Below are 26,509 nucleotides of genomic sequence, written 5' to 3'. Positions count from 1 at the left end.
CGGCAATTAATTTTATCACTTCTTTATAGTAAAACATTTCAGTCTAGGGAAATTGATAAAAGAATGAAACGATCGGCACTTGGTTTAATCTATTTAATTCAAGGAATGCGCAATGCGGGCATTGATGTCGACTCACGTTTGGCAGATATAGGTATTAAAGTAGATTCCCTGGACCCAAGCTCAACAATTCATGACAGTTTGGAATGGGATATACAGCAAATTATTAGTGAGAATGTTGACCCAGAGAAAGGATTATTTATTGGACAACATTACGCATTGGCAGGTTATGGTCCTTTGCTCATGTTACTTGTGACCAGCCATGATATACAAACAGCCTTAAAAAAAGGCATACAGTATCAAAAACTTACTCATTTATTTGGTACTTTGAGCTTACAAGAAACTGAAAATCACATCATTTTGAACTATTTACCGGTCGATTTAAAAACAGAAATCGGTTTACTCCGTGCCCAATGCGAAATTTCGGGTACTTATAAGTTTATTCAGGATATTTATATCATGATGGGCTTAAAAATGCCTGACATGCGTATAGATTTACCATTTCCGGAACCCTCTGATCCAGATACCGTTGCTCAATATTACGCATATTATGGAGATGATCTACATTTTAATTCTACACATGCAGCATTTAGCCTAAGTAAGAATGTGCTGGAAATAAAAATTCCTTCAGCAGATATTATTACTCATCGTATCTATGAGGCTAAATGTATTAAAGAAATAGAAAGATTAAATGAACAAGATCATCAAATACCGCCTATTATTCAATATGTGCAAGATTATTTAGAGCTACAACAAGGAATTATTCCGAGCATGGCGGAAACCGCTTTTGCTTTGAAAATGCCTGAAAGGACATTAAGGCATCAATTGCAGCAGCTTAATACGAGTTATAAACAGATTCGTGAACAGATTATTAAGAATAAGGCGCTTAAACTTATGGAATATAAAGAGTATTCAATAGAAGTTATTGCAGAAGCACTTGGTTATTCTGAACCTGCCGCTTTTAATCATGCATTTAAAAGATGGTTTGGGCAGAGTCCTCGGCAATATGGAAAAGAGTTTTACTGAGTATAACTCTTGATGCTAAAAGCTAATGTGGTCGGACAAAATGTTCGCTATACTCTCTTCAGTTAAAATTGAAATAAAATGATATGTTAAATTTAAAATCTTCTCATAGTACTGCATTTACTCCGTCTTCCCCAGCAGAGCGCTATGCTGAGGCATTGGCTTCAGGCCAGTTTATGGCAGATGAGGCACAAGCACAGGCAGTGCAAGAATTAGATCGTGTATGGAAAGAACTTTTAAATCGTTATAAGGCTTCTAAAAAAGCTTTCCGTCGTTTCCGCCGCCAAACTTCTCCAAAAGGTGTATATATGTGGGGCGGTGTAGGACGTGGCAAAACTTGGCTTATGGACCAATTTTATGAGTCTGTACCATTTCGCCGTAAAACACGTATGCATTTTCATCACTTTATGCAACATGTTCATAAAGAGTTAAATAAACTTTCGGGTCAACGTAATCCACTCGATATCGTAGCTGATCAAATTTATAAAGATGCTGTCGTTATTTGTTTCGATGAGTTTTTTGTCTCGAACGTAACTGATGCAATGATTTTGAGTGACTTATTCCAAAAGTTATTTGTTCGTGGTGTAACACTCATTGCAACCTCAAACATTGCACCAGACGGTTTATATAAAAACGGGATTCACCGTGATCGTTTTATTCCTACAATTGAAATGGTTAAAAAGAACTGTGTCGTTTTAAATGTAGATGCAGGAGTGGATTACCGTTTACGTGTTTTAAAACAGGCTCAATTGTTTAAATCACCATTAGGTAATGAAGCTCAAAGTTGGATATCAGAGCGTTATACTGCTTTAACTCATACTCAAACCAATTCTCATGAACCGATTGTGATCAATAACCGTGTTGTTGAAACCCTAGGGCATACGGAAGATGTTTTATGGTGTGAGTTTTCTGAACTTTGCTTAAAGCCCCGTAGTCCAGCAGACTTTATTGAAATTGCCAATATTTATAATACGGTTTTGGTCAGCAATGTTCCTCACTTAACAGACTTCTTGTCTGAAGGCACACGTCGTTTTATTTATCTAGTCGATGAATTTTATGATCGTGGAGTGAAACTACTTTTAACCTCTCAAGATAGTATTATTGATATCTATCAAGGCGAGAAATTGGCTTTTGAAATTGAGCGTACTCGTTCACGTTTATTAGAAATGCAGTCAGATGAGTATTTGCATTCTGAACATCGACATATTGATGCGACTAAAACTTCTTAAGAAATCAGATATGAAGAGCGCTCTAAATTGAGCGCTTTTTTTACAACAAAAAAAGATAAATTTAGCGAAATAGTACTTTTTCATTGTGCAAAGTTTGATATAACTAAATACGCTTTAGAAAAAACAAGATAGTGAAATTTTTTGTCTGTTAACAAAAAGTCTAGTTTCAGTATCTTTAAATATTGAATAAATTGTTGGGAATCCTAGTTAGAATTTTAATATTTTCCTAAATAGAAAAATTTATCTTTGTCAATAGTTATGCAAGGGAAAATGCTTACTATTTAGGAATGTGATATTAGTATTCAGCTTAATTTAAATCGGTATACTAGGATTCTCTTGGTATAAAAAGTAGCAACTTCAGGAAAGACAATGACTGCACGTATTCAAAAAGGCAAGTTAGCGATTGCTAAAGAACTTTACGATTTTATCGAAAATGAAGCTTTACCAGGTTCTGGTTTAGATAGTGAAACTTACTGGAAGAACTTTGAGCAAGTTGTTGTCGACCTTAGTCCAAAGAATAAAGCATTATTGGCTAAGCGTGATGAATTACAAGCAAAAATTGATGAATGGCACCGCAACAATAAATTTGAATTAGGTGCTTACAAAGCATTTTTAACTGAAATTGGTTATTTATTACCAGAAGTTGAAGACTTCCAAATTACTACTGAAAACGTAGATGAAGAAATTGCATTGTTAGCAGGCCCACAATTAGTAGTGCCTGTACGTAATGCACGTTATTGCTTAAATGCAGCAAATGCGCGTTGGGGTTCTTTATATGATGCACTTTACGGTTTTGATGTAATTTCAGAAGAAGGCGGTGCAGAAAAAGGAAAAGGATATAACCCTGTACGTGGTGCGAAAGTTATTGAGTTTGCTAAAAACTTCTTAAATGAAATTTTCCCGCTTGCGCAAGGCTCACATGCTGATGCAACTAAATATGCAATCGAGCAGAATAAACTCGTTGTGACTTTAAAAGATGGTACTAAAACTGGCTTAGCTCATGAAGCTCAGTTTGTGGGTTTCAATGGTGAAGAAGCGAACCCTTCAGAAGTTGTTCTTTTGAGTAATGGCTTACATGTCATTATTGAAATTGATGCGAATAGCCCAATTGGCCAAACTGATTTAGCGGGTGTTAAAGATCTAACACTTGAAGCTGCGGTTACAACAATTCAGGATCTTGAAGACTCTGTAGCAGCTGTTGATGCAGAAGAAAAGGTTGAAGGTTATCGTAACTGGTTAGGTTTGATGAAGGGTACTCTTCAAGAATCTATCGAAAAAAATGGTAAAACAATTGTCCGCGCTTTGAATAAAGACCGTGAAATTAAAAATTTGATCGGTGGCACAACAAAACTTCATGGTCGTTCACTTATGTTACTTCGTAACGTAGGTCATTTAATGACGAATCCAGCCATTTTAGTTGATGGTGAAGAAATTTTCGAAGGTATTATGGATGCGTTGGTAACGCCATTGTTATCAATTGCTGACATCCGTAGTGAAAACGAAAATAAAAACTCTCGTAAAGGGTCTATGTATATTGTTAAACCAAAAATGCATGGTCCTGAAGAAGTTGCTTTTGCTGTTGAGTTATTTGAGCGTGCTGAGCAAGCCCTAGGATTACCACCTAAATCGTTAAAAATCGGTATTATGGATGAAGAACGCCGTACATCTGTAAACCTGAAAAACTGTATTGCTGCTGCTAAAGATCGCACAATCTTTATTAACACTGGGTTCATGGATCGTACTGGTGATGAAATCCATACTTCTATGGAAGCTGCTCCAGTTGTTCGTAAAGAAGCGGTTAAAACACAAAAATGGATTGCTGCATACGAAAACCGTAACGTTGCAATTGGTTTGAAATGTGGTTTACAAGGTAAAGCTCAAATTGGTAAAGGCATGTGGCCAAAACCAGATAGCATGAAAGATATGTTGGCAACTAAAGCTGCTCATCCAAATGCTGGTGCTTCATGTGCTTGGGTTCCATCACCAACTGGTGCTGTACTTCATGCGATGCATTACCATCAAGTAAATGTAAAAGCACGTCAAGATCAGTTAAAAGCTGAAGAAATGTTGTCATTAGATGACTTGTTAACTCCTCCATTTGCAACTGATACAAACTGGTCAGCAGAAGAAATTAATAACGAACTTGAAAATAACTGCCAAGGTATTTTAGGTTACGTTGTTCGTTGGGTTGACTTAGGTGTAGGTTGTTCAAAAGTTCCTGATATTAACAATGTGGGCTTAATGGAAGACCGTGCAACATTACGTATTTCTTCTCAACATGTTGCCAACTGGTTACGTCACGGTATCGTGACTCGTGAACAAGTTGAAGAAGTGCTTAAACGCATGGCAAAAATTGTTGATGAACAAAATGCGAATGATCCATTGTATAAACCAATGGCAGCTAACTTTGAAACTAATATTGCTTTCCAAGCAGCTTCAGATCTTATCTTTAAAGGTTGTGAACAGCCTTCTGGTTATACTGAGCCATTACTACATGCGGCTCGTTTAAAATTAAAAGGTTATACAGGTGACTGATTTTAACCTGTTATAAAAAAAGCCTCTTCGGAGGCTTTTTTATTTTCGGTATATTTTGTGCTTATAGATAAGGCGTGAATTTATAAATAAAGGATTTCAAGTTTGATTAACTTAAAAACTCTCGATCGTGAGAATTGGCTTCTATGCGCAAAATTATCATTAGATAATTCTCAAAAGGACTACATCGCACCAAATGTATATTCTACTGCTGAGTCTAAAGTTGAGGAACACTTTAAAAAAAACGCTAACTGAGAATTCAAGTTAGCGTTGAAGGAAATGGAATTAACTAAAGTTAAAAGCGATATTAATTGCTACTCACAATCCCAATTTTAGTTACACCTAAACGCTGCGCCGTAGCCATGACCATCGCTACATTTTTATATTCAGCCATTTGGTCTGGTTTAAGTTTGATTTGGTCTTGATCTTTTTTGGCGACAACACCTTGAAATAAAGTCTCTAGTGCCTTGCGGTCAGAAACCTGTTGGTTATTCCAAAATACTTTGCCTGCTGCATCAATTCTTACATCAATGATTTCAGGTGGTTTTTCATTTGTTGGTGGCGGTGTGCCATTTGGCAAATTAATATTAATCGCATTGTTTGGTGCAGGTATAGTAATAATAAACATAATAATGAGTACCAGCATGACATCAATAAGCGGTGTCATGTTCACCTCTAGCATTACATCGTCATCATTATTTGAGCCAACATTCATACCCATAAAATTCTCCTTAAAATCATTACGGGGAAGCTGGAGGGGTAGTAACAAAGGCAATTTTGCCAATACCAGCTTGTTTGGTCGTACTAATGACCTGATCTATCGCTTCAAAATGGGTAAGCTGATCTCCTCGAATATGTACTTCCGGCTGCGGTCTTTTTTGTGCCACAGCTTGTAATTTTGCTAACAATATTTCTTTATTTGGTACATAACTCTCGTTCCAGAAAATATCGCCTTTCTTATTAACTGAAAGTTGAATATTTTCAGGCGTGGTCGCGTACGGAGTATTTTTTTCTTCTGGTAGTTTCACCGGAACTGTGTGTGTAACTACCGGAATAGTAATAAGAAAAATAATAAGTAAAACCAACATGACATCTACGAGAGGTGTCGTGTTAATCGTTCCAATCATTTCGTCATCATCTTCAGAACCAACACTCATACCCATAATGTCTGCTCCTGATTATTTAATGCTGCGATTAATTGAATTGTTGGTATTAATTTCTCCGCTTAATAAAACTGCATGTAAATCTGAACCAAATGAACGAACATTTTCCATCACTGCTTTATTACGACGAGTCAACCAGTTGTAACCCAATACAGCCGGTACTGCGACTGCAAGACCAATAGCTGTCATAATGAGAGCTTCACCAACTGGGCCTGCAACTTTATCAATAGATGCCTGACCTGAAATCCCGATTGCAGTTAAAGCGTGATAGATTCCCCATACTGTTCCGAAAAGACCTACGAAAGGTGCTGTAGAGCCAACTGTTGCTAAAAAAGCGAGACCGCCGCCTAAATGGTTTTGTACTTTTTCGATGGCACGTTGTATTGAAATGCTCACCCAAGTATTAAAGTCAATGCGTTCAAGTAGAGAGCCGCCGTGTGATTTAGTCGAGTTAATGCCTTTTTCTGCAATAAAACGGTATGCGCTACTTTGTTCTAAACCTTCTGCAGCATTATCAAGCGAAGTTGCCTCCCAGAAATGTTTTTCAGCTTCTTTACCTTGGCGTTTGACTTTACCTTGTTGTAATAATTTAGAGATGATGATGTACCAAGTACCAATCGACATGAGTACTAAAATAAATAAGGTAGACTTAGCGACTAAGTCACCTTCACGCCAAAGGGCTTCTAGACCATATGGATTTTTAACAGTTTCACTTGTTGCAGGCTTTGGTGGTGGAGTTGGAGTAGTTGTATTTGAAGTAGCTTCAGTAGTTGCTGTTGCCACAGGAGCATTGCTCGTTTCTTCTGCGAAAACTGAGCTTAATGGAAGTAACGAGCAAGCTGCGATTAAACTTGCAGAAGCGAAATGTACTAGTGGTTGAGTTGATTTTTTCATCATATATCTCCAATATTTTTTAATTTCTTGCTAATTCAATTGTTTATTCAATTACGAATGGATATTCAATTTCATACCAGTCTTGCTGAGGCACGCCATCTTTCATTGCTGGTTTGAACGTACATAAGCTGTAGGCTTTAGTTGCTGCTTTATCTAAAATTTTGCTGCCACTCGATTTTTTTACTTTGGCATCAATGACTTTGCCGGATGTATCAACCAAAACACGTATACGCACCGTTCCTTGCTCTTCGTTCATGAGTGCTTCGCGTGGATATTCTGGTTTTTCACAGCCCGCAGAGCCTTCTGAAACACCACGAGTTACACCAGCGGGTTTAGGTGCTGGTGCAGCAGCTGCCACTGGAGCTGGTGCAGCAACAGGACTCGGAGAAGGAGTACTAGGTGCAGCAGGAGCCGGAGTAGCGACTTTAGTCGGTTGAGCTACTGGCGTCGTTTTTTGTACTGGTGTTGCTACTTTCTCTACTTCTTTTGGTGGCTCAGGAACCTTGGCAACTTTTTCTACCATTTTTGGTGGCTCAGGTGGTTTTTCCTTTGGTTTCGGCTCTTCCGGTTTTGGTGGAGGAGGTGGCTTAATATCCTGAATAATTTGTAATTCCACAGGTTTTTCTGCTGGTTTTTGAATATTGTTTGCTAAACCTGACATCAGAATATAGGCAACAAGAAGATGCAGAAAAATGACTGCAGCAATACCAATTAGGCGTTTGGCAGATTTATTTTCTATGTCTGTAAAAGTCATGCCCATAGTTACTCCTGAAACTGTAGACAAACAATTTATATTGAAATGCTTGGTTAAAGATTTATGCATTTCTTGTTTGGCTAAGTGAGAATTTTATTCTGCAAATATGGTCCATCAACGTTATGGAGCCATATTTGCAAAAACACCCATTTAGAATTTGTAAGTACCACGTAAAAAGTACGTACGGCCTGTAGGGTCGCTATAACGGGGGTCATAACCCATTTGAAAGTTGTCCTCAACATTAGTTGCAGCGGGTTCTTCATCAAAGATGTTCTTGATACCAGCAGTTAACTCTAAATTTTTAAAGCCTTTGTATGTGCCCGAAACGTTGTAGAGTGTGTAGTCACTGACTTTATGGTTTTGATCATTGGCGTTTTGATCGTCATAACCACGAGTGAACTGTTGTTGGAAATTGAGAGCCCAGTCTTGGTAATTCCAGTTTAGATTGGCCACATGTTTCCATCGAATGATTGGACCAGTACCTTCGTAGCTGCCTACGTTGTGAATCCATTCGCCATCTTTTTCATTTTGGTAGTCATATTTGATGACATAAGTACCATCAATACCAAAGCTATAACGGCCTGTTGCTGTCATTGGTGTAGCATAGTTTAAGCTGACATCAATCCCGGAAGTTTTTAAATCTCCCATATTTTGTTGAGTAGTGATGATATATGCGAGTGAACCATCAGAATTACGTACAAACTTATCTGCATATTTAGTTGGATTGTTAAAAATATCGCTTTCTGGCAGAGCTGAAATTTGTTTTTCAACTTCGATATTGTAATAGTCTAAAGTTAAGACTAGGTTTTTGATTGGTTCTAACACGAAGCCGGCTGTGAATGATTTTGATTCCTCTGCATCTAAATCTTTGTTACCACCATTTTTACGGTCAAATTGCATATTACAATCGCGGCTTTTATCACCGCCAGCGGCTTCGTTTACTTTTCCACCTGGGCAGAGAATCGGATCATCATAGCTGGCAGATGTATTAGTTACAGAGTTTGGTGCATTCATTTCCCAAAGAGTAGGGGCACGGAAACCTGTACTATAAGAAGTACGGAACATTAATTGTTTGATTGGTTCCCAACGAAGTGCAAATTTAGGATTAAAAGTATCGCCAAAGTCACTGTAATCATCATAACGTGCGGCAAGTTGAGCTTCTAATGTTCTATGAAGTGGAATGTGCAGCTCGGTAAAAGCAGCTTTGATTTCACGTTTCCCTTTGTTGACTGGTTCATCTGGATCTACACCAGTACTTGGTGCGAGACTTGCGATTTCTGAATTTACTTTCGATGTCCAGTCATCACGACGGTAACTAGCCCCGACTGCGAAGCCAACGTCGCCTGCTGGTAATGTATAAATTGGTCTGCTTGCTGTGAAATCAACTGTGGTTGAATCAACATCGGCATCCATATATTTACCAGTTACGCCTAAAGTCCCCCATAAACCAGCATCTTCAGGTTGTTGTGCACCAAAAGGGTTAAGTTTCCCTGCAAGTAGTGCTTCAGAAGTCTTACCGTAGTTTAAGTAGCCGCTGTCTAATGCATCTGAGGCTTTACTTTTCGCATAGGTAATGCCTGTATTGATATCCCAACCATAAGCTTCGCCTTCTAAACCACCAAAGATACGATGGGATTCATTGACACTTGTACTTACACGATTGCCAGCTTGCGAGCGTAGAGATAGGGTAATGTCTTGTCCATTGACGCCTGCTAATGCAGGAGTAATGCCGTTACCTGGATAGTATTTACTATTTCCTTCAAGTGGTAAGTCAAAGAATACATCTGGAGCAACCGAGGTAGTTACTTCATTACGTGCATATACATATTCAGCTATAGCATTAAAATTATCATTGAGTTTGAAGGTTGCACGTCCCATTGCTGAGATGTCTTCTGTTTTTGGAACAATACCGATTACCGCTTGGCTATTGAAGCGGCAGGTATTTTCATCAACGTAAACAAGAGGATTATCTCCACAACCTGTTGCAGCGTAAGGATTTCCTAAATTTTTTGAAATATTTGCAGGAAATGCACCGCTACTACTTCTTTTAACACCTAGCTCAGGTAGTAAGCCACCACGTTCACTGACTTTACGGTCTTTTGCCATGATGTCATTACCATGACGATAATCTACAACACCAAAAACGTTGAAACCATTTTCATCAAGATCACCAAAACCACCAAAAACGCTAATATCTTGCGTATCTCCACCAGTCTGTTCTGGCTGAGTTAACCCGGCACTAATATTTAAACCAGTGAATTGTTTTTTGGTAATAAAGTTAATAACACCACCAATCGCATCTGTACCATAAATTGCTGATGCTCCATCTCGTAAGACCTCAATGCGATCTAACATAGCGAGTGGAATAATATTTAAATTAGTGACACCACTATCATAAGCATTAGCAGCTAAACGACGACCATTAAGTAAGATTAAGGTTTTATTGGCGCCAATACCACGTAGGTTTGCTGTTGAACCAGCTGTACCGCTTGCTCCTACATTTTGTGCCGTAACAAATCCTGCTTGGTTTGCGGTGATTTTAGATAATGCTTCCTCTGTTGTTGTTACCCCTTGTTTTAATATTTCATCAACTTTCACCACGGTAATTGGCGAAGCACTTTGTGCCGCAACCCCTTTAATTGAAGAACCTGTAACGGCAACTTTTACGACTTTTGTTGGTTTTTCATCGGTACTTGATTGTTCGGTTTCTGCTGCTTGTGCCATGGTAAGACACATCATGCTTAAACTAAGGGTGCTTAATTTAAGAATTGTTTTGCCAATCTTGGGGGTTGCCTGAGATCGAACATTGTATTTTTTTTTCATCGTGGACTTGATCCCTTTTTGTTGTCGTTAGCGATATTGCTGGAAAGTTTTTAAGCAAAGCAAGTGCCAACTATATATTTTTCTTTTTTTAGTTTATGCAAAATATTGATAAATATTGATTTTATTATGATTGAGTATGATGCTTTAGCTTTTTTGATATAAAAATAAATTTTCCATTTGGAAAATTTTTTTCATGTTGGCGAAAAGTTTCAAATTTATTTGTATAAAAAATATACATTACTGGACTCTTCACATGCTTATTAAATAAAAATGTATCGTTTTAGAGCCTTTTAATATGTAATGTTATAATATTTATCACTCCATGGTTGAATTATATTTTTATTATTAATCAATATATTGTTTTAAAATATCTATAATTTAGGCTTGATCTAATGTGGATCATAATTAATTTTTAATGTATTTTATTTGTGCATTTAAGGTATTAGATGATTAACTTATATGAATATAATATTTGGCAAAAAGTTACTTTTATTTATATAGTTCAAACGTTTTTAAGTATCTAATAAAAATATGAATTTTTAATGTTTTTAAATATTTTAAGATGGATATTAATAAATGGCATGAAATTCGCTTTATATTCAATGGTTACAAAACACTAGGTATTTGAGTTTATTTTTTCCATTTGATCAAAACGAAAGAGGATAAAGGAAAGTAAATTTTAAATCCTAAATAGGCCTATCTGTTGAAAAAGAACTTTTCTTATGCAGATTTAGATGTTACTCAAAAGGATAATATCTTTTAAAAAAACTAATTACGTGGGTATGAACTTGAAATTAAAATTTTTTAAGCTCGCCATTTTAAGTCTGGCTATTACATCAGTTCCTTGTGCTTACGCAATTACGCCAGCGCAACCAAACAAAATTTTGCATGTTGCCTATGAGGCCCCAGATGATGGCTTCGATATGGTCAAAACCACCAATTTCTATAGTGCTAATATTGCTGAGGCAATTTTTGAGCCTTTACTCAAATATGACTATCTAGCGCGTCCACTACAGTTAGTTCCCAATACTGTAGAAAGCCTGCCCAAAGTGGAACAAGACGGTAAAGTTTATATATTTAAGATTAAGCCGGGTATCTATTTTACCAATGATCCAGCTTTTAAAGGTAAACGCCGTGAGTTGGTGGCTGAAGACTACGTCTATACAATTAAACGTATTTTAGACCCTAAAAATAGAGCGCCTTCTGTTTCTTTTATTGATGGTAAGTTACAAGGTGCCGATGCGGTTGTAGCTCAAGCAAAGAAAACTGGAAAATTTGATTATGCTACTCCAATTGCTGGAGTTAAAGCTCTTGATCGATATACTCTACAATTTACTTTGACTCGCCAAGACTATAATTTTCCTTATATTCTTGCCTATATTGCATTTGGTGGTGTTGCTAAAGAGGTTGTTGATTATTACGGTGATCGTATTGGCATGCATCCAGTAGGTACTGGTCCTTATATGTTAAGTAAATATGTACCGAGAAGTAAGGTCGAGTTGGTTGCTAATCCTGATTATCGTGGTTTTGTCTGGAATTTTAAGTCAACAGGAACACCTTGGGATAACCAACTTGTTAAGGAAATGTCTGGAAAGAAAATGCCACAAGTTGGCAAGGTGGTGGTCAGTATTATTGAAGAAGAGCAGTCACGATGGTTAGCTTTTCAGTCTGGACAACTAGACTTTGATAAACTCACAGCGAATGCTGTTCCTCAAGCTTTAGATGGAAATCAGCTTAAAGCTTCTTTTAAGAAGAGAGGAATTAAGCACTATCCAAATAAGGATCCTGAGATTACCTATACGATGATGAATATGCGTGATCCGGTGATCGGTGGTTTTAGCCCAGAAAAAATAGCGCTTCGTAGAGCAATTACTCTGTCATACAATCAAAAAGAAAGCATACAACAAGCTTATAAAAATCAGGCTGTTAGAGCACAAATGTTTATACCTGAAGGTGTAAACGGATATAACCCTAAATATAGAAGTAGTGTAGGATATAATCCGCTGTTAGCAAATAAACTACTTGATTATTATGGTTATAAAAAAGCAGCTGATGGCTATCGGACTTTACCAAATGGCAAACCTTTAATTTTAAAAATCAATACAGAAAATAGCTCAGCATCGGTTATTCATTCAGAACTCTGGAAAAAAAATCTAGATGCGATTGGCATTCGAGCTGACTTTAAGGTAAGTAACTTTGCAGATAACTTAAAAGCCGCTACTCAATGTAAATATATGATCTGGAGCGGTGCATGGATTGCTGACTATCCTGAAGGAGATAATTTTGCACAATTATTATATGGACCAAATGCTGGGCAGGGAAACCATGCTTGTTATCAGTCTAAAACCTATGATGCTCTTTATACTCAGGCCATTCATTTACCACCTCAACAACGTCTACCATATTACGAAAAACTTAACCGTCAGATAGAAGCTGATAACCCTTGGATTATTCATGTAACACGAATTCGTAATTGGTTGATACAGCCTCAAGTTCAGGGGTTTAAAGCTCACCCAATGATGAATACAAACTGGCAATATCTTGATATTACCCCTATTAAAAAATAATTTTAGATAAAGATCATCATGACCGAAAATTTAAAACAAAAGCTTAAGCACTGTAGTGTCGGCCTATTCTTTGCCGGAATGGCTTTAACGGGTTCTATATCTATTTTTGCGAAAAGCCCAGCCGATCCAAATAAAGTTTTGCGTTATGTATTCCCAACAGCTGAAACAGGCTTCGACCCAGCTTATGTACATGACTTATATTCAGCGCATGTACTCACATCTATATTTGAAACTTTATATACCTATGACTATTTGGCAAGACCAGCAAAATTAATCCCACACGTGGCTACGGCTATGCCAGAAGTGAGTGCAGATGGTCTGACTTATACCATTCATATTAAGAAGGGTATTTACTTTACAGCCGACCCAGCGTTTAAAGGTAAACCTAGAGAGTTAACAGCTTACGATTATGCATATTCTTTTAAGCGGTTATTGGACCCAAATTTACGCTCACCCAATAGTTGGTTATTGGAAGATAAAATTGAAGGTATGAATGCTTTAGTCAAAGCAGCCAATAAATCCGGAAAATTTAATTACGATCAAAATGTAAGTGGTTTACAAACACCTGATAAGTACACTTTGGTGATTCGGTTAGTAAAACCAGACTATAACTTTCCTTTATTACTGGCCCATGATCCGACAGGTGCGGTGGCACGTGAAGTCATCGAGAAATATAAAGATAAAGCTGGTTTTGTTATGGGGCATCCAGTAGGAACCGGACCTTATATGCTCAGTAAGTGGATACCTGCCTCACGTATTGTTTTAAAAGCAAATCCTGAATATCGAGGTTTTACCTGGAACTTTAATGCCAGTAGCCCCGGGGATGAAGCAATTGTAAAGCGCCTTAAAGGTAAACAAATGCCTCAAATCGGCACAATTGATATTCAGGTGATGGAAGAAAACCAGTCACGATGGTTAGCATTCCAGCGTGGTGAGGTAGATATCATTCAGCTTGAAGGACAATTAGTTTCAAAAGCGATTAAAGACGGTAAATTAAGACCCGAGCTTGCAAAAGAAGGCGTGCAATTATCTCGTATTGTTGATCCAGAAATTAGTTATATCTATTGGAATCTCAAAGATCCCGTTGTTGGAGGAATGAGTAAAGAAAAAATTGCCTTACGCCGTGCTATTGCGATGTCCCGTTCAATAGATCAAGAGATTAAATTGGTAAGGAATAGTGATGCAGAACGTCTTCATTTCCCAGTTCCACCTGGTGTAGTGGGATATGACCCACAGTATAGAAGCAGTACACCATATTCAGTAAAAGCAGCCAATCTGCTGTTGGATCGATATCACTACAAAAAAGATGCTTCTGGTTGGCGTACACAACCAAACGGCAAGCCGCTCGTGGTCGAATATAAAGCGCGCAATGACAGTATTGGCCAACAAAGTGCTGAACTTTGGAAGAAAAACTTCGATAGCCTACATATTCGCATGGTGTATAAGCCAATGCTTTTTTCAGACTTACTTCGATCACAAAAACAATGTGAGGGAATGTTTGGTTCTTCTGCTTGGATCGCTGATTATCCGGATGGGGATAATTTTATGCAGAATTTTTATGGCCCAAATACTCATATGACTAACTGGTCTTGTGGTTCGATACCAGAGTTCGATGAGTTGTACCGCCAGTCTCAACAAGTGAAGCCAGGCCCAGAAAGAGATGCGTTATATCGAAAAATGACGCGTTTGTTAGAGGTTTATATGCCTGTGCAAATGTCTTATGCACGCTATCGCAATATGTTGGCCCAACCACGAATTATTGGATATAAGAAGCATCCGATTTTACATGCTGAATGGATGTACTTCGATATTGATACAAATACGAAATCTAATCATTAAATGAAAAAAATTGGAGATACGATGAAAAATAATACACTGAAAATGACTACATTATGTATGTTGACCATAGGTATAAGTCAATTTGCATCGGCTGAAGCGACGCGTGCGACATTACCATTACTCAAAGCAGAGCAACTCCCAGCATGGTGTGATTCTAATTTAAAAAAAATTCAGCAAGAGATTTCTAGTTTTGAAAAAACGCCTGTTAAAAACGATGCTGCCGCTGCTCCGATATTAGCCAAGTGGGATAAAATTTTTGCTCATCTTGAAGATTTTTCGGGACCCATAGGTCTATATAGTAATGTAGACCCAGATGCGAAATTACGTAAGGCAGCAGAAGACTGCGAAATCAAAATTAATCAATTTCATACGGATATATTCCAAAACTCAAAACTGTATAACGTAATTAAAAATACAAAAGCGACTGATCCGATTGACCAGAAATACCGTCAAGATATTCTGGATCAATTTGAAGACACAGGGGTTCAGTTAGAACCAGCAAAACGCGCAAGAATGAAGGCTATTCTGGATGAGTTGACTAAACTTGAACAAGAATATAACCGTAATATTCGTGATAACCCGGAAAAACTTGAATTTACTCCTGAAGAGATGAAAGGCTTACCGGAAAGTTATATTTCGGGGTTAAAGAAAAATACGAAAGGAAATTATCTATTAGGTTTTGAGTATCCGGAATATCGCCCATTCATGGAGCTAGCGGATAATGATGATGCTCGAAAAAGATATCAAATCGCTTTTACGCGACGTGGGACTGAACAAAATTTAAAACTACTCAAACAGGCAATAGATTTACGTTATGAACTTGCACAGTTATTTGGAAAAGCAAGTTATGCAGATTGGGCTTTAAAAGACCGAATGGCAAAAACACCAGAAGCTGTAAACAAGTTTTTGGCAGAAGTACAAAAAACTGTAGCACCACTTGAACGTAAAGAAGTAGAAGAGCTTCGTGCCTTTAAAGCACAAACTTTAAAAACACCACTAGATAAAACCGAGATAACGCGCTGGAGTGAAGCTTACTGGAGTGAAAAACTTCGTAAGAGTAAATATCAAATTGATCAGGAAAAGCTTCGTGATTATTTTCCGACTTTAGCCGCACAAAAATGGTTATTTGCTATTTCATCTGATCTTTACGGTATTGATTTTAAACCTGTCAAAGTTAAAGCATGGCAGGATGAAGTTGAATATTACGATGTAGTTGATAAAAAGACAGGAAAACTCCTTGGTGGCTTATATATGGATAAATTCCCTCGTGAAGGGAAATATGGCCATGCAGCAGTTTGGGGAGTATATGGTGGAAGCACTTTAACCAACCGATTACCGATTTCAGTATTGGTGACCAACTTTAACCGTAAAGGTTTAAATAGTGATGAGCTTGAAACTTTTGTACATGAGTTCGGTCATGCTTTACATGGCATCTTATCAAATACCCGCTATACCAGTCAGTCCGGAACTTCTGTAGAGCGTGATTTTGTAGAAGCACCTTCTCAAATGTATGAAGAGTGGGCACGCCGTAAAGAAACCTTATCTAAAGTGGCCGATTATTGTGATCCAGCTTGTCCACGTGTTGACGATGAATTAATTGCCCGTTTAAAAGCAGTACATAATTATGGCCGTGGCTTGCGTTATGCCCGTCAGACGCTTTATGCACAATATGACATGGCACTTCATACGGCAGATGCCTTAAAAGTAAAACCTTTAGAAACTTGGCAAAAAATGGAAGCTGCTACAGCCTTAGGATATGTGCCAACAACTGAATTCCCCGGGCAATTCGGGCATTTAATGGGTGGTTATCAGGCAGGTTATTACGGTTATATGTGGTCTGAGGTTTTAGCGCTAGACATGCTTTCTGCTTATGGTGACAACCTGAACAACCCACAAGTGGGACAACGTTATCGTCAGACGATTTTATCGCAGGGTAGCCAAAAACCGGCAGCTGAATTGGTTAAAGATTTCCTTGGTCGTGATCCTGACAATAAAGCATTCTTTAACGAAATTACCGGACAACGGGTTAAATAAGGAATTATCACTATGCTGGCATATGTTATTCGGCGTTTATGGCAGATGATTCCGACCATGTTGGGAGTAGTGCTGCTTATTTTTATCTTATTTAATTGGGTCGGTGGAGATCCTGCCTATATTCTGGCAGGTAAGATGTCTAACCCTGAGCAGATTGAAAATATCCGTAAACAGTTAGGTGTTGATCAACCTTATTATGTTCAACTTTGGATTTTTATTAAGCAAATTCTTACTTTTGACTATGGCGCAAGTTGGAGCACAGGTGAATCCGTTTCACAAATTATCTTAACCCGATTAGGACCGTCGCTCACACTTTTAATTCCACTCACCATTTTACAAACAGTTATTTCAATTATTTTAGCATTGGCTGTAGCGGCGGTACGTGGCTCTCTAACTGATCGTATGGTCATGATGTTATGTACCATCGGGATGTCGATTAGTATTTTGGTTTACATTATTGTTTTTCAATATGTTCTGGCTTATCAACTGAGCTGGTTTCCAGTACAGGGATGGAGCGATAGTTTTACCGAAAATTTATTTAAGTTTTCCTTACTACCAATTCTAATCATGCTGGTGGTGAGTATTGCACCTACTTTACGTTTATATCGTAGCTTTGTGCTTGATGAAGTAAATCAGGATTATGTGAGAACCGCACGTGCTAAAGGTGTAGGGGAAAGCCGAATTTTAAGTGTGCATGTTCTACGGAATGCCTCAATTCCGATTATTACTGATGTGATGTCAAATTTACCGGCATTATTGATAGGTGCATTTTTAATTGAACGCTTTTTTGGTATTCCCGGTATTGGTCGTGAAGTGATTATTGCTGTAGAGCGTAGTGATTTTCCTGTCATCAAAGCCATTACTGTATATATTGCAGCTGCAACCATGATTTTTAATTTGATTGCGGACTTGGTCTACAAAGTGGTTGATCCACGTGTACAGTTGAAGTAGGTGGGTTATGCTGAGTGTTTTACCAAAAAGAAAGTTAGAAACCCAGACCGCTCCTGCTTCAGCGGGGCTATGGCGACTTGCCATGCGTCGCCTTCGGGCCGATAAAATTGCAATGGCATCGCTCATTGTTGTGTTGTTCTATTTGATCGTATTAATACTATCTCTAACGGGTGTGATTGCATCTGATTGGAATAAAGAAGTTGCTGTCAGTTATGCGCCTCCTACATTTATAGGTGCAGATAAGACAACGGAAGCTTTGAAAAGTACAGCCGCTGTAGATGAGGAATTACCGGAAAATCCAGTCGATCCCTTAAAAGATGTAATTCACCAACTCAAGGCTGAAATCAAACAAGAAAAGAGCTCTGGAAGTGCAATTGATTATTATGGTGTAGTTGATCCATTAGCTGATGATATGAAAGCAATTGATCAGCAACTCGGTGGACATTTACTTGATCAGCAAAGTGAACTAAAAAGTACCCTAATTTTTGGTGCTGACAAATGGGGGCAAGACGTCCTTAAAAAAACCATTAAAGGCGCTGAAACTTCAATTATTGTAGGGCTTGTTTCTGCCTTACTGGCAGTCACATTAGGAACGCTTTTAGGGGCAATTTCAGGTTATTTTGGTGGTTGGGTCGATGATATTCTCAACTGGTTTTATAATATTTTTACTTCTATTCCATATTTATTATTAGTTCTTGCGATTGCTGCTGTACTACAACAAAAGGGCATTTTATCTATTGTTCTGATTTTAGGTTTAACGGGCTGGACAGGTGTCTATCGGTTAATTCGTGCTGAATATATGAAACATACGGCACGCGAATATGTACTTGCAGCTAAAGCCATTGGTGTCGGGCATTTTCGCCGTATGTTTATTCATATTTTTCCTAACGTCAGCCATATTGCATTGGTCCAAATGTCTATTTTGGTGGTTTCTTTTATTAAATCGGAAGTGATTTTGAGTTTCTTAGGGTTCGGTGTGCCAGTAGGTGTAGTGTCTTGGGGCAGTATGTTAAATGAAGCACAAAGTGAACTTCTTTTAGGTAAGTGGTGGCAGCTTGTCGCAGCCTCTGTCGCAATGGCGGTTTTGGTTACGGCATTTTCAATGTTTACTGATGCGCTACGCGATGCATTAGACCCGAAACTAAAATAAAAGGAAATCCAAATGACAGAACAAGAAAAAAAGACGCCATTACTCCACATTGAAAACTTACGTGTAAGCTTTAAAGGTGAAGATAAACAATATATCGAAACTGTGAAAGGAATTTCCTTTGATATTCCGATCAATACGACTGTAGCTTTGGTTGGTGAATCGGGTAGTGGTAAGTCTGTTACTTCTTTAGCAACTATGGGTTTATTACCTGTGGGCCAAAGCAAGATTGATGAGAAAAGTAAGATTATTTTTGAAGGTAAAGACTTGCTTGGCTTATCGCGTACAGAGATGCGTAAAATCTGTGGTAAAGATATCGCCATGATTTTTCAGGAACCGATGTCATCATTAAATCCGGTTTTTACGGTTGGCAATCAAATTGCAGAAGTGTTGTGTTTACATATGGGTATGAGCCGAAAACAGGCGCGGCAACGTGTTTTAGAGTTGCTTAAAGAGGTCGGTATACCTTCACCAGAAACGAAAATTGATGCTTATCCTAACCAGCTTTCGGGTGGTCAGCAGCAACGTGTCATGATTGCAATGGCAATTGCTTGTGAACCTAAGCTACTGATTGCCGATGAACCGACTACAGCGCTTGATGTTACCATTCAAAAGCAAATTATTGATTTACTTGAATCACTACGTCAGCGCCGTCAAATGTCGATGCTTTTTATTACTCACGATTTGGCTTTGGTTGGTGAAATTGCAGATCAAGTGATTGTGATGCGACATGGTGAAATTAGAGAGCAAGGTACCGCTGAACAAGTTTTGGAACAGCCTAAAGATGTATATACCCGAGCCTTACTTTACTGTCGTCCTCAAATGTCACAAAGACCTTATCGTTTGCCTGTAACCAGTGATTTTATGCGACAAGAAAACAATATATTGGTAGAGCAAAGCTTTGATGTTTCAGAAATTCCTGAGCGTAAACGTGGTTTAAATGGCGATGAGCAAATTATTTTAGAAGTAAAAGATCTGAAAAAAAGTTTTTATAGTCGTAAAGGATTGTTTGGCAAAGAAGAATTTCAGGCGGTAAAAGGCGTTTCTTTTAAATTGGCTAAAGGGAAAACGCTTGGTTTGGTAGGAGAGTCGGGCTCTGGTAAAACGACTGTCGGGTTATTACTCATGCGCTTACATCAAGCCTCTGGGGGGCAGGCTTTAATTGAAGGTAAAGATATTCTTTCTTTAACTGAAAAAGAGTTTGCCAAATATCAAAGGAAGATCCAAATCATCTTTCAAAATCCATATGCTTCACTAAATCCACGCTTTACGATTGGGCAGATCTTATTGGAACCTATGCAAATTCATGGAATTGGTAAAGATGATGCGGAACGTAAGCAAATTGCGCTTGGTTTACTTGAGAGAGTGAATCTGCCTGAACAAGCTTATTATCGATATCCGCATGAGTTCTCGGGCGGTCAACGCCAACGTATTGCGATTGCGCGCTGCTTAACGCTAAAGCCTGAAATTCTAATCTGTGATGAATCTGTTTCGGCGTTAGATGTTTCAGTTCAGGCACAAGTACTTAATTTATTACAAGACTTACAAGATGAGTTTGGGCTTAGTTATATTTTTATTTCACATGATTTGTCGGTTGTGAAATATATCTCCGATCAGGTTATGGTCATGAATCATGGTGAAGTTGTTGAAATCGCCAACTCGGATGAGCTCTATGCACATCCGCAACATGACTACACCAAACGACTATTGCAGGCCATTCCACAAGGAATTCAGCACGTTTCGTAAGCGTAAAGTTATGTCGTTAAAGGTACTTTCGAGTGCCTTTTTATTTGGTTTATAGAATAAATACTTATAAAATAAGAGATGTAAAAGTACAGTATTTTATTCCTGCTATGTGTGCCAACTTTAAGCCTTTAACTCTTGCCCAATTGCAGCAACTCCAGTTGCCTGTGGTCGGCTTTAGCTATGCCGATGAGGTTTATCCGGGGGGGACAATGCCATTACTATTCAAATCACCGCAAGGTTTTGAGTGGCGTGAAGTCATGTTCGGTTTGGTTCCTAAATGGGCAGAAGATACGAACATAGCAAAACATACTTATAATGCCCGTCATGAAACGATTTTCCAAAAACCGAGTTTTCAAGAAGCTGCTCTTAAATGTAAGTTCGGTGTAATACCCGTCACGGAGTTTTATGAGAGTAAATATATAAATGATAAACCTGAGCGGTGGGGCGTACGCCGTAAAGATGGGCAGGCTTTTTTTATCGCAGCAATCTATGAAATTTGCAAAATGAATGAAACGATTGTGCGTTCTGCGAGTATGTTAACCATGGATGCGATTGATCATCCCATGATGAAAGACTTCCATGAACCGGGTGATGTTAAAAGATCAGTCATTGTGATTCCACATGACCGCTTAGATGAATGGTTAAGTTTAGAAACACCAGATATTTCAAGCTTTATTGAAGGTTTTCCTGTTGAGGAATTTGAATGTTTACATGTTCCTAAAGAGAAGATTATAAAACCTACACCTCAATTAAGTATGTTTGAATAACTGCATTGGAGTTAGGTTATTGGCTTAATTTTTAAGTCAATAACCTTTGATACTTAATCAATATTCTTACTTAAAGTTTGTACCTGCTCATCTTGCGCCAGATAAGCCAATTCAATCGGTGAGATTACAAAAGTTGAGTTATCTGAGGTTTGTTTAAAAACAAATCCATATTCAAAAGATTGCGTATTTTTACTTGGTAACCAAAATAAATAAGGACAGCCTGTATAGCTGCCATCCCAACCCATTTCTTTAGCTAAGGCCAAAGCTGTATCGGATTTAGCAATGATTTCTTTAAGTGATTCTTTATCTCTTTGGGAGACATCACCATCATCATCTGCAAATGTTTGTAAAAACTCATTTAATGGAGTTAAGTCTTCCCAGTTATTTTCAATTGTTGAGAAGTGATATCCATATAGCATCATATTTAGTCTTCCATTTTGTTATTGTGCTATTGAACATAGCAAGAAATGCGTGAAAAAGAAATGGTTGAATTTACTTTAAGTTGTTTATTTTTCATAAGTTATAGCATATTTTCTATACAAAAATTAACTGAGCTTTCTCTTGAGTAATAAGCGTCTAATCAAGTTAAAATATAAAGATTCAGCTGTTGAAGGAATAATAGTGCTCTTAATAAAAAGTTAAGTCTTTTTGTAAGGATACTAGACTGTTGGTGAATATTGAATTTGTCATAATTCACTTATAATGAAAAGGAAAGTAAATAGAGCTTATTTATGTTTATAACAACAACTCGCCCCAATGATGCTTTAATTGAACAGTTACTACCAATCTTGGAAGAAGCTAGCCAAATCTTATTACAAGAATATCAAAATTATTCGGCTGGATATGAATTTACGATTGAAGAAAAACATGATGATTCACCTGTAACGCAAGCAGATTTAAAGGTAAATCGTTTTTTATTAAAGCATCTTGCAGAAATTACACCTGAGTTACCAGTTTTATCGGAAGAAAGTGACTATAGCGCTCGCCATGCTTGGTCTTCTTGCTGGATGCTAGATCCACTTGATGGTACGAAAGAGTTTATACATGAGCGAGATGAGTTCACGATAAACTTGAGTTTGATTGAAGGGCGTGAAACAATTTTTTCGGTGATTGTTGTGCCATGTGAGCAAGTTGTTTATTTAGGTTATTTAAAAGATTTACCTTTTAAATATAGCTTTAGCCAACAACAATGGTATCAATATCAAAAAACACCTTATTCAACACAAGCACCTGTACAAATCGGTTTAAGTCATAGTAGTAAAAATCCAAAATATCAGAAATTCATTGAACCTATTGAAAAGATTCGTACCGTAATTCGACGTGAAGCAGGTAGCGCTTATAAGTTTTGTATGATGTTAGAAGGCGAGATCGATATTTATCCTAGATTTCATCCGACATCAGAATGGGATACCAGCTCAGGTCAAGGATTATTAGAAAGTATAGGTGGAGGTTTACTCACTCTAACAGGTAAACCCTTTGAATATAACCAGCGTGATACCGTATTAAATGGGGGCTTTATCGCATTTCGTGATCAGGAAAGCAAAAAAATAGCATTTGAAGCTTTAGCTCAATCAGGTGTTTTGGATTGAGAGTTATTGTAGACATGCTATAGTGGCAAAATATTGAGAAAAGATGACAAGATAAAAATGGCACTCGATTTATTGCCTAAAAGCATGTTTGAAGCAATTGATTTATTGCCTGATGCTTCGACCCCTGTAACCCTTTTTACACGTCACTCCTTAAGAGAGTTGGTAGATGGGCAAGGCTTGGCAGGATATGATCTTCAGCTTACACCGCAAGGACGTGAGCTTGCTCAGGAATGGGGTAGCTATTTAATTAAAAACACGGATCGTGTAATTCAACATTGCATTTCTAGCCCAATTCAACGTTGTGTAGACACTGCTGCACTTATGATTGAAGGAGCAGATGGGGTGAGTCCTGAGCCGAATACACATACAATTGAAATAGTTGAACAAGGTTTGTTGGTTGAACCTGGTAGCTTTGTACTGGATATTCAACAGGCGGCGCCTTATTTCCGTAAACAAGGGGCACTTGGTTTTATTAATAGCTTTGTGAACAATGCCTTGCCAGGTATGAAACATCCAATTACTGGCGTATTAGATGTATTAGAGCTGATTTATCAAACTCATCCTAAAACAAAAAGTGGTCTAAGTTTAGCTGTAAGTCACGACACAATTATTGCAGCGATTGTTGCGGTAATTTCAGGCAATAACCAAATACAAAAAGCAGATTGGCCTGCCATGATGGAAGGGCTGTTTGTATGGTTTGAAGGTGATGAATTTCCAAATTGTAAATTAAAGTGGATTTGGAGAGGCAAAACTTACGAGTTAGATGTTTCTGAGTTCCATAAAGTACAGTAAACACAAAAACATAGACAATAAAAAAAGCCCTGTTGGGCTTTTTTTACATGCTTCAATTAGTTAGCTAAAGCTTTAACTTGAGCATTTAAACGGCTCTTATGACGAGCAGCTTTATTTTTGTGGATGATGCCTTTATCAGCCATGCGGTCGATTACAGGAACAGCTTTTTTGTAAGCTTCTGTAGCAACAGCATAATCACCACCAGCGATTGCACTTAAAGTACGTTTGATGTAAGTACGAACCATAGAACGCAAGCTTGCGTTGTGTTTACGCGCTTTAACGTTTTGGCGCGCACGTTTTTTAGCTTGAGCAGAGTTTGCCACTCTTGCACTCCTTGAAAATAAGTTGGTCTGGGCGGGCTGTGGTCAATCCAGTAAACTGGTGTAACCATCACCAGCCCGTAAACAAGTGCCATATTGTGATGAATCAATACCGTGAAGTCAAGCCTTGAGAGCATTTTAAGCGGTTTTAGGGGCTGCTAAAACCGTAAGAAAAGGTTAAATTTGATACAAACTTAAAGAGGGTTGGATAAAAAATGACTATAAGTACGAAAAAAGCAATTGTAGTAGGTGCTACAGGACTCGTTGGTTTAGCGCTTGTTGAACAACTTGAGCAAACACCAGAATTTGAGGCCATTACCGTTGTAGTAAGAAAAGAATCACAACTACTTAATACATATAAGAAAGTTACTCAGCTCGTTATAGACGATTTTTTATTGCTCAATGATGAAGATGTGAATGGTCATACTCATGCATTTAGTTGCTTAGGTACAACTTTAAAAATAGCGGGCTCAAAACAAGGCTTTTATGCAGTTGATTATGAGATAAATGCTCACTTTGCAGACTTAATCCAAGATAAACATATTCATTTTTTAATTGTTAGTGCACTTGGGGCAAATGCTAATTCACCAATTTTCTACAATAAAGTAAAAGGCGAATTAGAGAATTATATTCAAAGTTTAGGAATCGAAAAATTGTCTATTTTTAGACCTTCTCTATTGATTGGTAAGCGTAGCGATGTGCGTTTTATTGAAGATTTAGGACAAAGTCTATTTAAACTTATTGAAAATAAATGGACTAGGCCTTTCAAATATAAACCAGTTACAGCAGAGCAATTGGCTCATACCATGGTCGTAGCGGCACTAACGCAAATTGAAGCTTTTAAACGATATGATAATCTCAGCATACAACAAACTCGATAAGGGAGAATAAAAGTGTCGACAGTACCATTTGTGACATGTGATTTATTAGATGACAATCCGGAAAAAGATTTGCAAGTAGTCACGCCATCAATGGACGGTAAGTTCTTTAAAAGCTATGGTGCACGTCAAACTTTTGGCGGACAAGTTGTGACTGTAAAGTGTTTTGAAGATAACTCGCGTGTAAAAGAGTTATTGGCTACAGATGGTACAGGGAAGGTATTGGTTGTGGATGGTGGTGCTTCAATGCGCTGTGCACTTATGGGAGATATGATTGCTGAATCGGCAGTTAAAAATAACTGGAATGGTGTGGTTATTTATGGCTGTGTACGTGATGTTGATGCACTTGCAACCTTAGATTTAGGTGTACATGCATTGGCTGCAATTCCGCAAAAAAGTAACCGTAAGGGCATTGGTGAAGTAGATATTCCTTTGTATTTTGGTGGAGTCACAATTCAATCTGGTGATTTTATCTATGCAGATAATAATGGAATTGTGATTGCTAAAGAAAAACTAGTCTAGCTCCACAATTAAAGGAATGCATAATGGTGAATCATCAAATTAAAGTACTGCAAGCATTAGCGTCTGCAATTGCTGAAGGTGGTAGAGGGGTTACAGGTACAGCATTTCCTAAACAGCCTGTTAGAGCTCTTAAACTTTATGAATTTGAGGGTTCACCATTTTGTCGCCGCGTTCGTGAAGTAATTACACTTTTAAATTTGGATGTCGAAATTTATCCATGCCCGAAAGGTGGATTAAAATATCGCTCCATCGTTAAAGAAATTGGCGGTAAATTACAGTTTCCTTTTCTTATTGATGAAAATACTGGCGATCAACTATATGAATCACAAGATATTATTCATCACTTATTTAAGTACTATGGCAAGACAGGCCAAACTCCTGATAAGTTTTCAAATTATCCAAAAATGCCATATCTGGCGTTTGCCGGAACATTATTAAATGGTGCTCGTGGGGTCTGGATTAATAAAAAAATAGTAAATAGAGCTGCGCCTGAGCATAAACTTGAACTATGGAGCTTTGAAGCAAGTCCGTATTCAAGAGTAGTAAGAAGTGTATTAAGTGAGCTTGAGCTACCTTACATTTTACATAGTGTTGCCAAAGAAAGATGGCAAGATATGGGGCCTGCGATTCTTCGGTTAAAACCGGGCAAATATGAACCTTTAAAAGAGGGAAAGCGAGAAAAATTGTTGCCGGTCATGCAAGGTAAAATGCAAGTGCCTTATTTAGTGGACCCAAATACAGGTGTTAAAATGTTTGAATCTGCGGAAATTGTAAAGTACCTAAAAAAACAATATGGCAGTTAAAATATAAATGAGAAAAACACGCTAGAGCGCTAGAGATTGAGATAACTCAGTCTCTTTTAAGAAGCGACAACAATAAGAA

Annotated in this window: 22 protein-coding genes and 1 pseudogene; 16 read left to right on the top strand and 7 right to left on the bottom strand. The window is 37.9% G+C overall.

The window, feature by feature from the left end; all coding sequences use genetic code 11:
- The first annotated feature begins 63 nt into the window (after window positions 1-63).
- The 4 genes and pseudogenes from KNQ97_RS01130 to KNQ97_RS01115 all read left to right on the top strand — a co-directional run.
- Window positions 64-1,083 carry an AraC family transcriptional regulator gene (locus tag KNQ97_RS01130; protein WP_253611682.1) on the top strand — a complete coding sequence of 340 codons (1,020 nt, stop codon included), beginning with the start codon at window positions 64-66 and terminating at the stop codon, window positions 1,081-1,083.
- An 83-nt stretch (window positions 1,084-1,166) separates the two neighbouring features.
- Window positions 1,167-2,309: a cell division protein ZapE gene (zapE, locus tag KNQ97_RS01125; RefSeq protein WP_000933387.1), complete on the top strand. Its 1,143-nt coding sequence runs from the start codon at window positions 1,167-1,169 to the stop codon at window positions 2,307-2,309.
- A 369-nt stretch (window positions 2,310-2,678) separates the two neighbouring features.
- Window positions 2,679-4,844: a malate synthase G gene (locus KNQ97_RS01120; RefSeq protein WP_005128784.1), complete on the top strand. Its 2,166-nt coding sequence runs from the start codon at window positions 2,679-2,681 to the stop codon at window positions 4,842-4,844.
- A 102-nt stretch (window positions 4,845-4,946) separates the two neighbouring features.
- Window positions 4,947-5,078, top strand: a pseudogene (locus tag KNQ97_RS01115) (GNAT family N-acetyltransferase); the annotation flags it as partial.
- Between the two features lie 70 nt (window positions 5,079-5,148).
- Here the strand turns inward: KNQ97_RS01115 and KNQ97_RS01110 are convergent.
- The 5 genes from KNQ97_RS01110 to KNQ97_RS01090 all read right to left on the bottom strand — a co-directional run bounded on the left by KNQ97_RS01110 (window position 5,149) and on the right by KNQ97_RS01090 (window position 10,475).
- Entirely contained in the window at window positions 5,149-5,562 is a 414-nt protein-coding gene (locus KNQ97_RS01110) for a biopolymer transporter ExbD (protein WP_000525666.1), read from the bottom strand.
- 19 nt (window positions 5,563-5,581) lie between these two features.
- On the bottom strand, window positions 5,582-6,004 hold the full coding sequence (locus KNQ97_RS01105) for a biopolymer transporter ExbD (protein ID WP_000525862.1): 423 nt from the start codon (window positions 6,002-6,004) through the stop codon (window positions 5,582-5,584).
- A 15-nt stretch (window positions 6,005-6,019) separates the two neighbouring features.
- Window positions 6,020-6,901 (bottom strand): MotA/TolQ/ExbB proton channel family protein, encoded by an 882-nt coding sequence (locus KNQ97_RS01100; RefSeq protein WP_002009183.1) that lies wholly within the window; start codon window positions 6,899-6,901, stop codon window positions 6,020-6,022.
- 40 nt (window positions 6,902-6,941) lie between these two features.
- A complete protein-coding gene (locus KNQ97_RS01095; protein WP_000525879.1) occupies window positions 6,942-7,658 on the bottom strand; it encodes an energy transducer TonB in 717 nt (238 codons plus the stop codon).
- A gap of 144 nt (window positions 7,659-7,802) precedes the next feature.
- Entirely contained in the window at window positions 7,803-10,475 is a 2,673-nt protein-coding gene (locus tag KNQ97_RS01090) for a TonB-dependent receptor (protein WP_000731497.1), read from the bottom strand.
- Window positions 10,476-11,251: 776 nt separating this feature from the next.
- Here KNQ97_RS01090 and KNQ97_RS01085 point away from each other — a divergent pair.
- From KNQ97_RS01085 to KNQ97_RS01055, 7 genes are all read left to right on the top strand, one after another.
- On the top strand, window positions 11,252-13,042 hold the full coding sequence (locus tag KNQ97_RS01085; protein ID WP_253611681.1) for an ABC transporter substrate-binding protein: 1,791 nt from the start codon (window positions 11,252-11,254) through the stop codon (window positions 13,040-13,042).
- A gap of 15 nt (window positions 13,043-13,057) precedes the next feature.
- Entirely contained in the window at window positions 13,058-14,881 is a 1,824-nt protein-coding gene (locus KNQ97_RS01080) for an ABC transporter substrate-binding protein (RefSeq protein WP_085941292.1), read from the top strand.
- The gene (locus KNQ97_RS01075) at window positions 14,882-16,915 is read left to right on the top strand and encodes a M3 family metallopeptidase (protein WP_002033086.1); all 2,034 of its coding nucleotides are present in this window, start codon (window positions 14,882-14,884) and stop codon (window positions 16,913-16,915) included.
- A gap of 12 nt (window positions 16,916-16,927) precedes the next feature.
- Window positions 16,928-17,866 (top strand): ABC transporter permease, encoded by a 939-nt coding sequence (locus KNQ97_RS01070; protein WP_000881926.1) that lies wholly within the window; start codon window positions 16,928-16,930, stop codon window positions 17,864-17,866.
- A gap of 7 nt (window positions 17,867-17,873) precedes the next feature.
- The gene (locus KNQ97_RS01065) at window positions 17,874-19,016 is read left to right on the top strand and encodes an ABC transporter permease (RefSeq protein WP_000953817.1); all 1,143 of its coding nucleotides are present in this window, start codon (window positions 17,874-17,876) and stop codon (window positions 19,014-19,016) included.
- Window positions 19,017-19,028: 12 nt separating this feature from the next.
- Entirely contained in the window at window positions 19,029-20,759 is a 1,731-nt protein-coding gene (locus tag KNQ97_RS01060) for an ABC transporter ATP-binding protein (protein ID WP_114183129.1), read from the top strand.
- A gap of 107 nt (window positions 20,760-20,866) precedes the next feature.
- A complete protein-coding gene (locus KNQ97_RS01055) occupies window positions 20,867-21,526 on the top strand; it encodes an SOS response-associated peptidase family protein (protein ID WP_000332555.1) in 660 nt (219 codons plus the stop codon).
- Between the two features lie 53 nt (window positions 21,527-21,579).
- Here KNQ97_RS01055 and KNQ97_RS01050 read toward each other — a convergent pair whose 3' ends face one another.
- Window positions 21,580-21,948, bottom strand: coding sequence for a hypothetical protein (locus KNQ97_RS01050; protein WP_000979740.1), 369 nt, complete (start codon window positions 21,946-21,948; stop codon window positions 21,580-21,582).
- A 309-nt stretch (window positions 21,949-22,257) separates the two neighbouring features.
- Between KNQ97_RS01050 and KNQ97_RS01045 the strand changes: the two genes are divergently transcribed.
- Together KNQ97_RS01045 and KNQ97_RS01040 are read left to right on the top strand one after the other, a co-directional pair.
- Complete coding sequence (locus KNQ97_RS01045) at window positions 22,258-23,115, top strand: 3'(2'),5'-bisphosphate nucleotidase CysQ (RefSeq protein ID WP_000471053.1); 858 nt, start codon at window positions 22,258-22,260, stop codon at window positions 23,113-23,115.
- 57 nt (window positions 23,116-23,172) lie between these two features.
- Complete coding sequence (locus KNQ97_RS01040) at window positions 23,173-23,907, top strand: histidine phosphatase family protein (protein WP_001162376.1); 735 nt, start codon at window positions 23,173-23,175, stop codon at window positions 23,905-23,907.
- Window positions 23,908-23,963: 56 nt separating this feature from the next.
- On the opposite strand, the gene rpsT is transcribed toward KNQ97_RS01040, so the two are convergent.
- The gene (gene rpsT / locus KNQ97_RS01035) at window positions 23,964-24,230 is read right to left on the bottom strand and encodes a 30S ribosomal protein S20 (RefSeq protein WP_000013652.1); all 267 of its coding nucleotides are present in this window, start codon (window positions 24,228-24,230) and stop codon (window positions 23,964-23,966) included.
- 212 nt (window positions 24,231-24,442) lie between these two features.
- Here rpsT and KNQ97_RS01030 point away from each other — a divergent pair, with 212 nt between their 5' ends.
- Genes KNQ97_RS01030 through KNQ97_RS01020 form a run of 3 tightly spaced genes read left to right on the top strand, consistent with a single transcriptional unit; the run spans window position 24,443 to window position 26,430 of the window.
- On the top strand, window positions 24,443-25,108 hold the full coding sequence (locus KNQ97_RS01030) for an NAD(P)H-binding protein (protein ID WP_000156078.1): 666 nt from the start codon (window positions 24,443-24,445) through the stop codon (window positions 25,106-25,108).
- 12 nt (window positions 25,109-25,120) lie between these two features.
- Window positions 25,121-25,627 carry a ribonuclease E activity regulator RraA gene (gene rraA, locus KNQ97_RS01025; RefSeq protein ID WP_000108826.1) on the top strand — a complete coding sequence of 169 codons (507 nt, stop codon included), beginning with the start codon at window positions 25,121-25,123 and terminating at the stop codon, window positions 25,625-25,627.
- A gap of 20 nt (window positions 25,628-25,647) precedes the next feature.
- Complete coding sequence (locus KNQ97_RS01020) at window positions 25,648-26,430, top strand: glutathione S-transferase N-terminal domain-containing protein (RefSeq protein ID WP_086222293.1); 783 nt, start codon at window positions 25,648-25,650, stop codon at window positions 26,428-26,430.
- The last annotated feature ends 79 nt before the right edge of the window (window positions 26,431-26,509 follow it).

Source organism: Acinetobacter sp. UC24323 (assembly GCF_024151445.1).
GTDB lineage: Bacteria > Pseudomonadota > Gammaproteobacteria > Pseudomonadales > Moraxellaceae > Acinetobacter > Acinetobacter baumannii.
Note: the sequence above shows the minus strand (reverse complement) of the source record. Positions and strands in the feature narration are given on the sequence as shown.

Coding starts and splice junctions, on each gene's coding strand:
- KNQ97_RS01045 (WP_000471053.1), top strand. CDS start 22,258: ATGTTTATAACAACAACTCGCCCCAATGATGCTTTAATTGAACAGTTA.
- KNQ97_RS01090 (WP_000731497.1), bottom strand. CDS start 10,475: ATGAAAAAAAAATACAATGTTCGATCTCAGGCAACCCCCAAGATTGGC.
- KNQ97_RS01060 (WP_114183129.1), top strand. CDS start 19,029: ATGACAGAACAAGAAAAAAAGACGCCATTACTCCACATTGAAAACTTA.
- KNQ97_RS01095 (WP_000525879.1), bottom strand. CDS start 7,658: ATGGGCATGACTTTTACAGACATAGAAAATAAATCTGCCAAACGCCTA.
- KNQ97_RS01110 (WP_000525666.1), bottom strand. CDS start 5,562: ATGGGTATGAATGTTGGCTCAAATAATGATGACGATGTAATGCTAGAG.
- zapE (WP_000933387.1), top strand. CDS start 1,167: ATGTTAAATTTAAAATCTTCTCATAGTACTGCATTTACTCCGTCTTCC.
- KNQ97_RS01040 (WP_001162376.1), top strand. CDS start 23,173: ATGGCACTCGATTTATTGCCTAAAAGCATGTTTGAAGCAATTGATTTA.
- KNQ97_RS01105 (WP_000525862.1), bottom strand. CDS start 6,004: ATGGGTATGAGTGTTGGTTCTGAAGATGATGACGAAATGATTGGAACG.
- KNQ97_RS01050 (WP_000979740.1), bottom strand. CDS start 21,948: ATGATGCTATATGGATATCACTTCTCAACAATTGAAAATAACTGGGAA.
- KNQ97_RS01130 (WP_253611682.1), top strand. CDS start 64: ATGAAACGATCGGCACTTGGTTTAATCTATTTAATTCAAGGAATGCGC.
- KNQ97_RS01065 (WP_000953817.1), top strand. CDS start 17,874: ATGCTGAGTGTTTTACCAAAAAGAAAGTTAGAAACCCAGACCGCTCCT.
- KNQ97_RS01120 (WP_005128784.1), top strand. CDS start 2,679: ATGACTGCACGTATTCAAAAAGGCAAGTTAGCGATTGCTAAAGAACTT.
- KNQ97_RS01030 (WP_000156078.1), top strand. CDS start 24,443: ATGACTATAAGTACGAAAAAAGCAATTGTAGTAGGTGCTACAGGACTC.
- KNQ97_RS01070 (WP_000881926.1), top strand. CDS start 16,928: ATGCTGGCATATGTTATTCGGCGTTTATGGCAGATGATTCCGACCATG.
- KNQ97_RS01075 (WP_002033086.1), top strand. CDS start 14,882: ATGAAAAAAATTGGAGATACGATGAAAAATAATACACTGAAAATGACT.
- KNQ97_RS01100 (WP_002009183.1), bottom strand. CDS start 6,901: ATGATGAAAAAATCAACTCAACCACTAGTACATTTCGCTTCTGCAAGT.
- KNQ97_RS01055 (WP_000332555.1), top strand. CDS start 20,867: ATGTGTGCCAACTTTAAGCCTTTAACTCTTGCCCAATTGCAGCAACTC.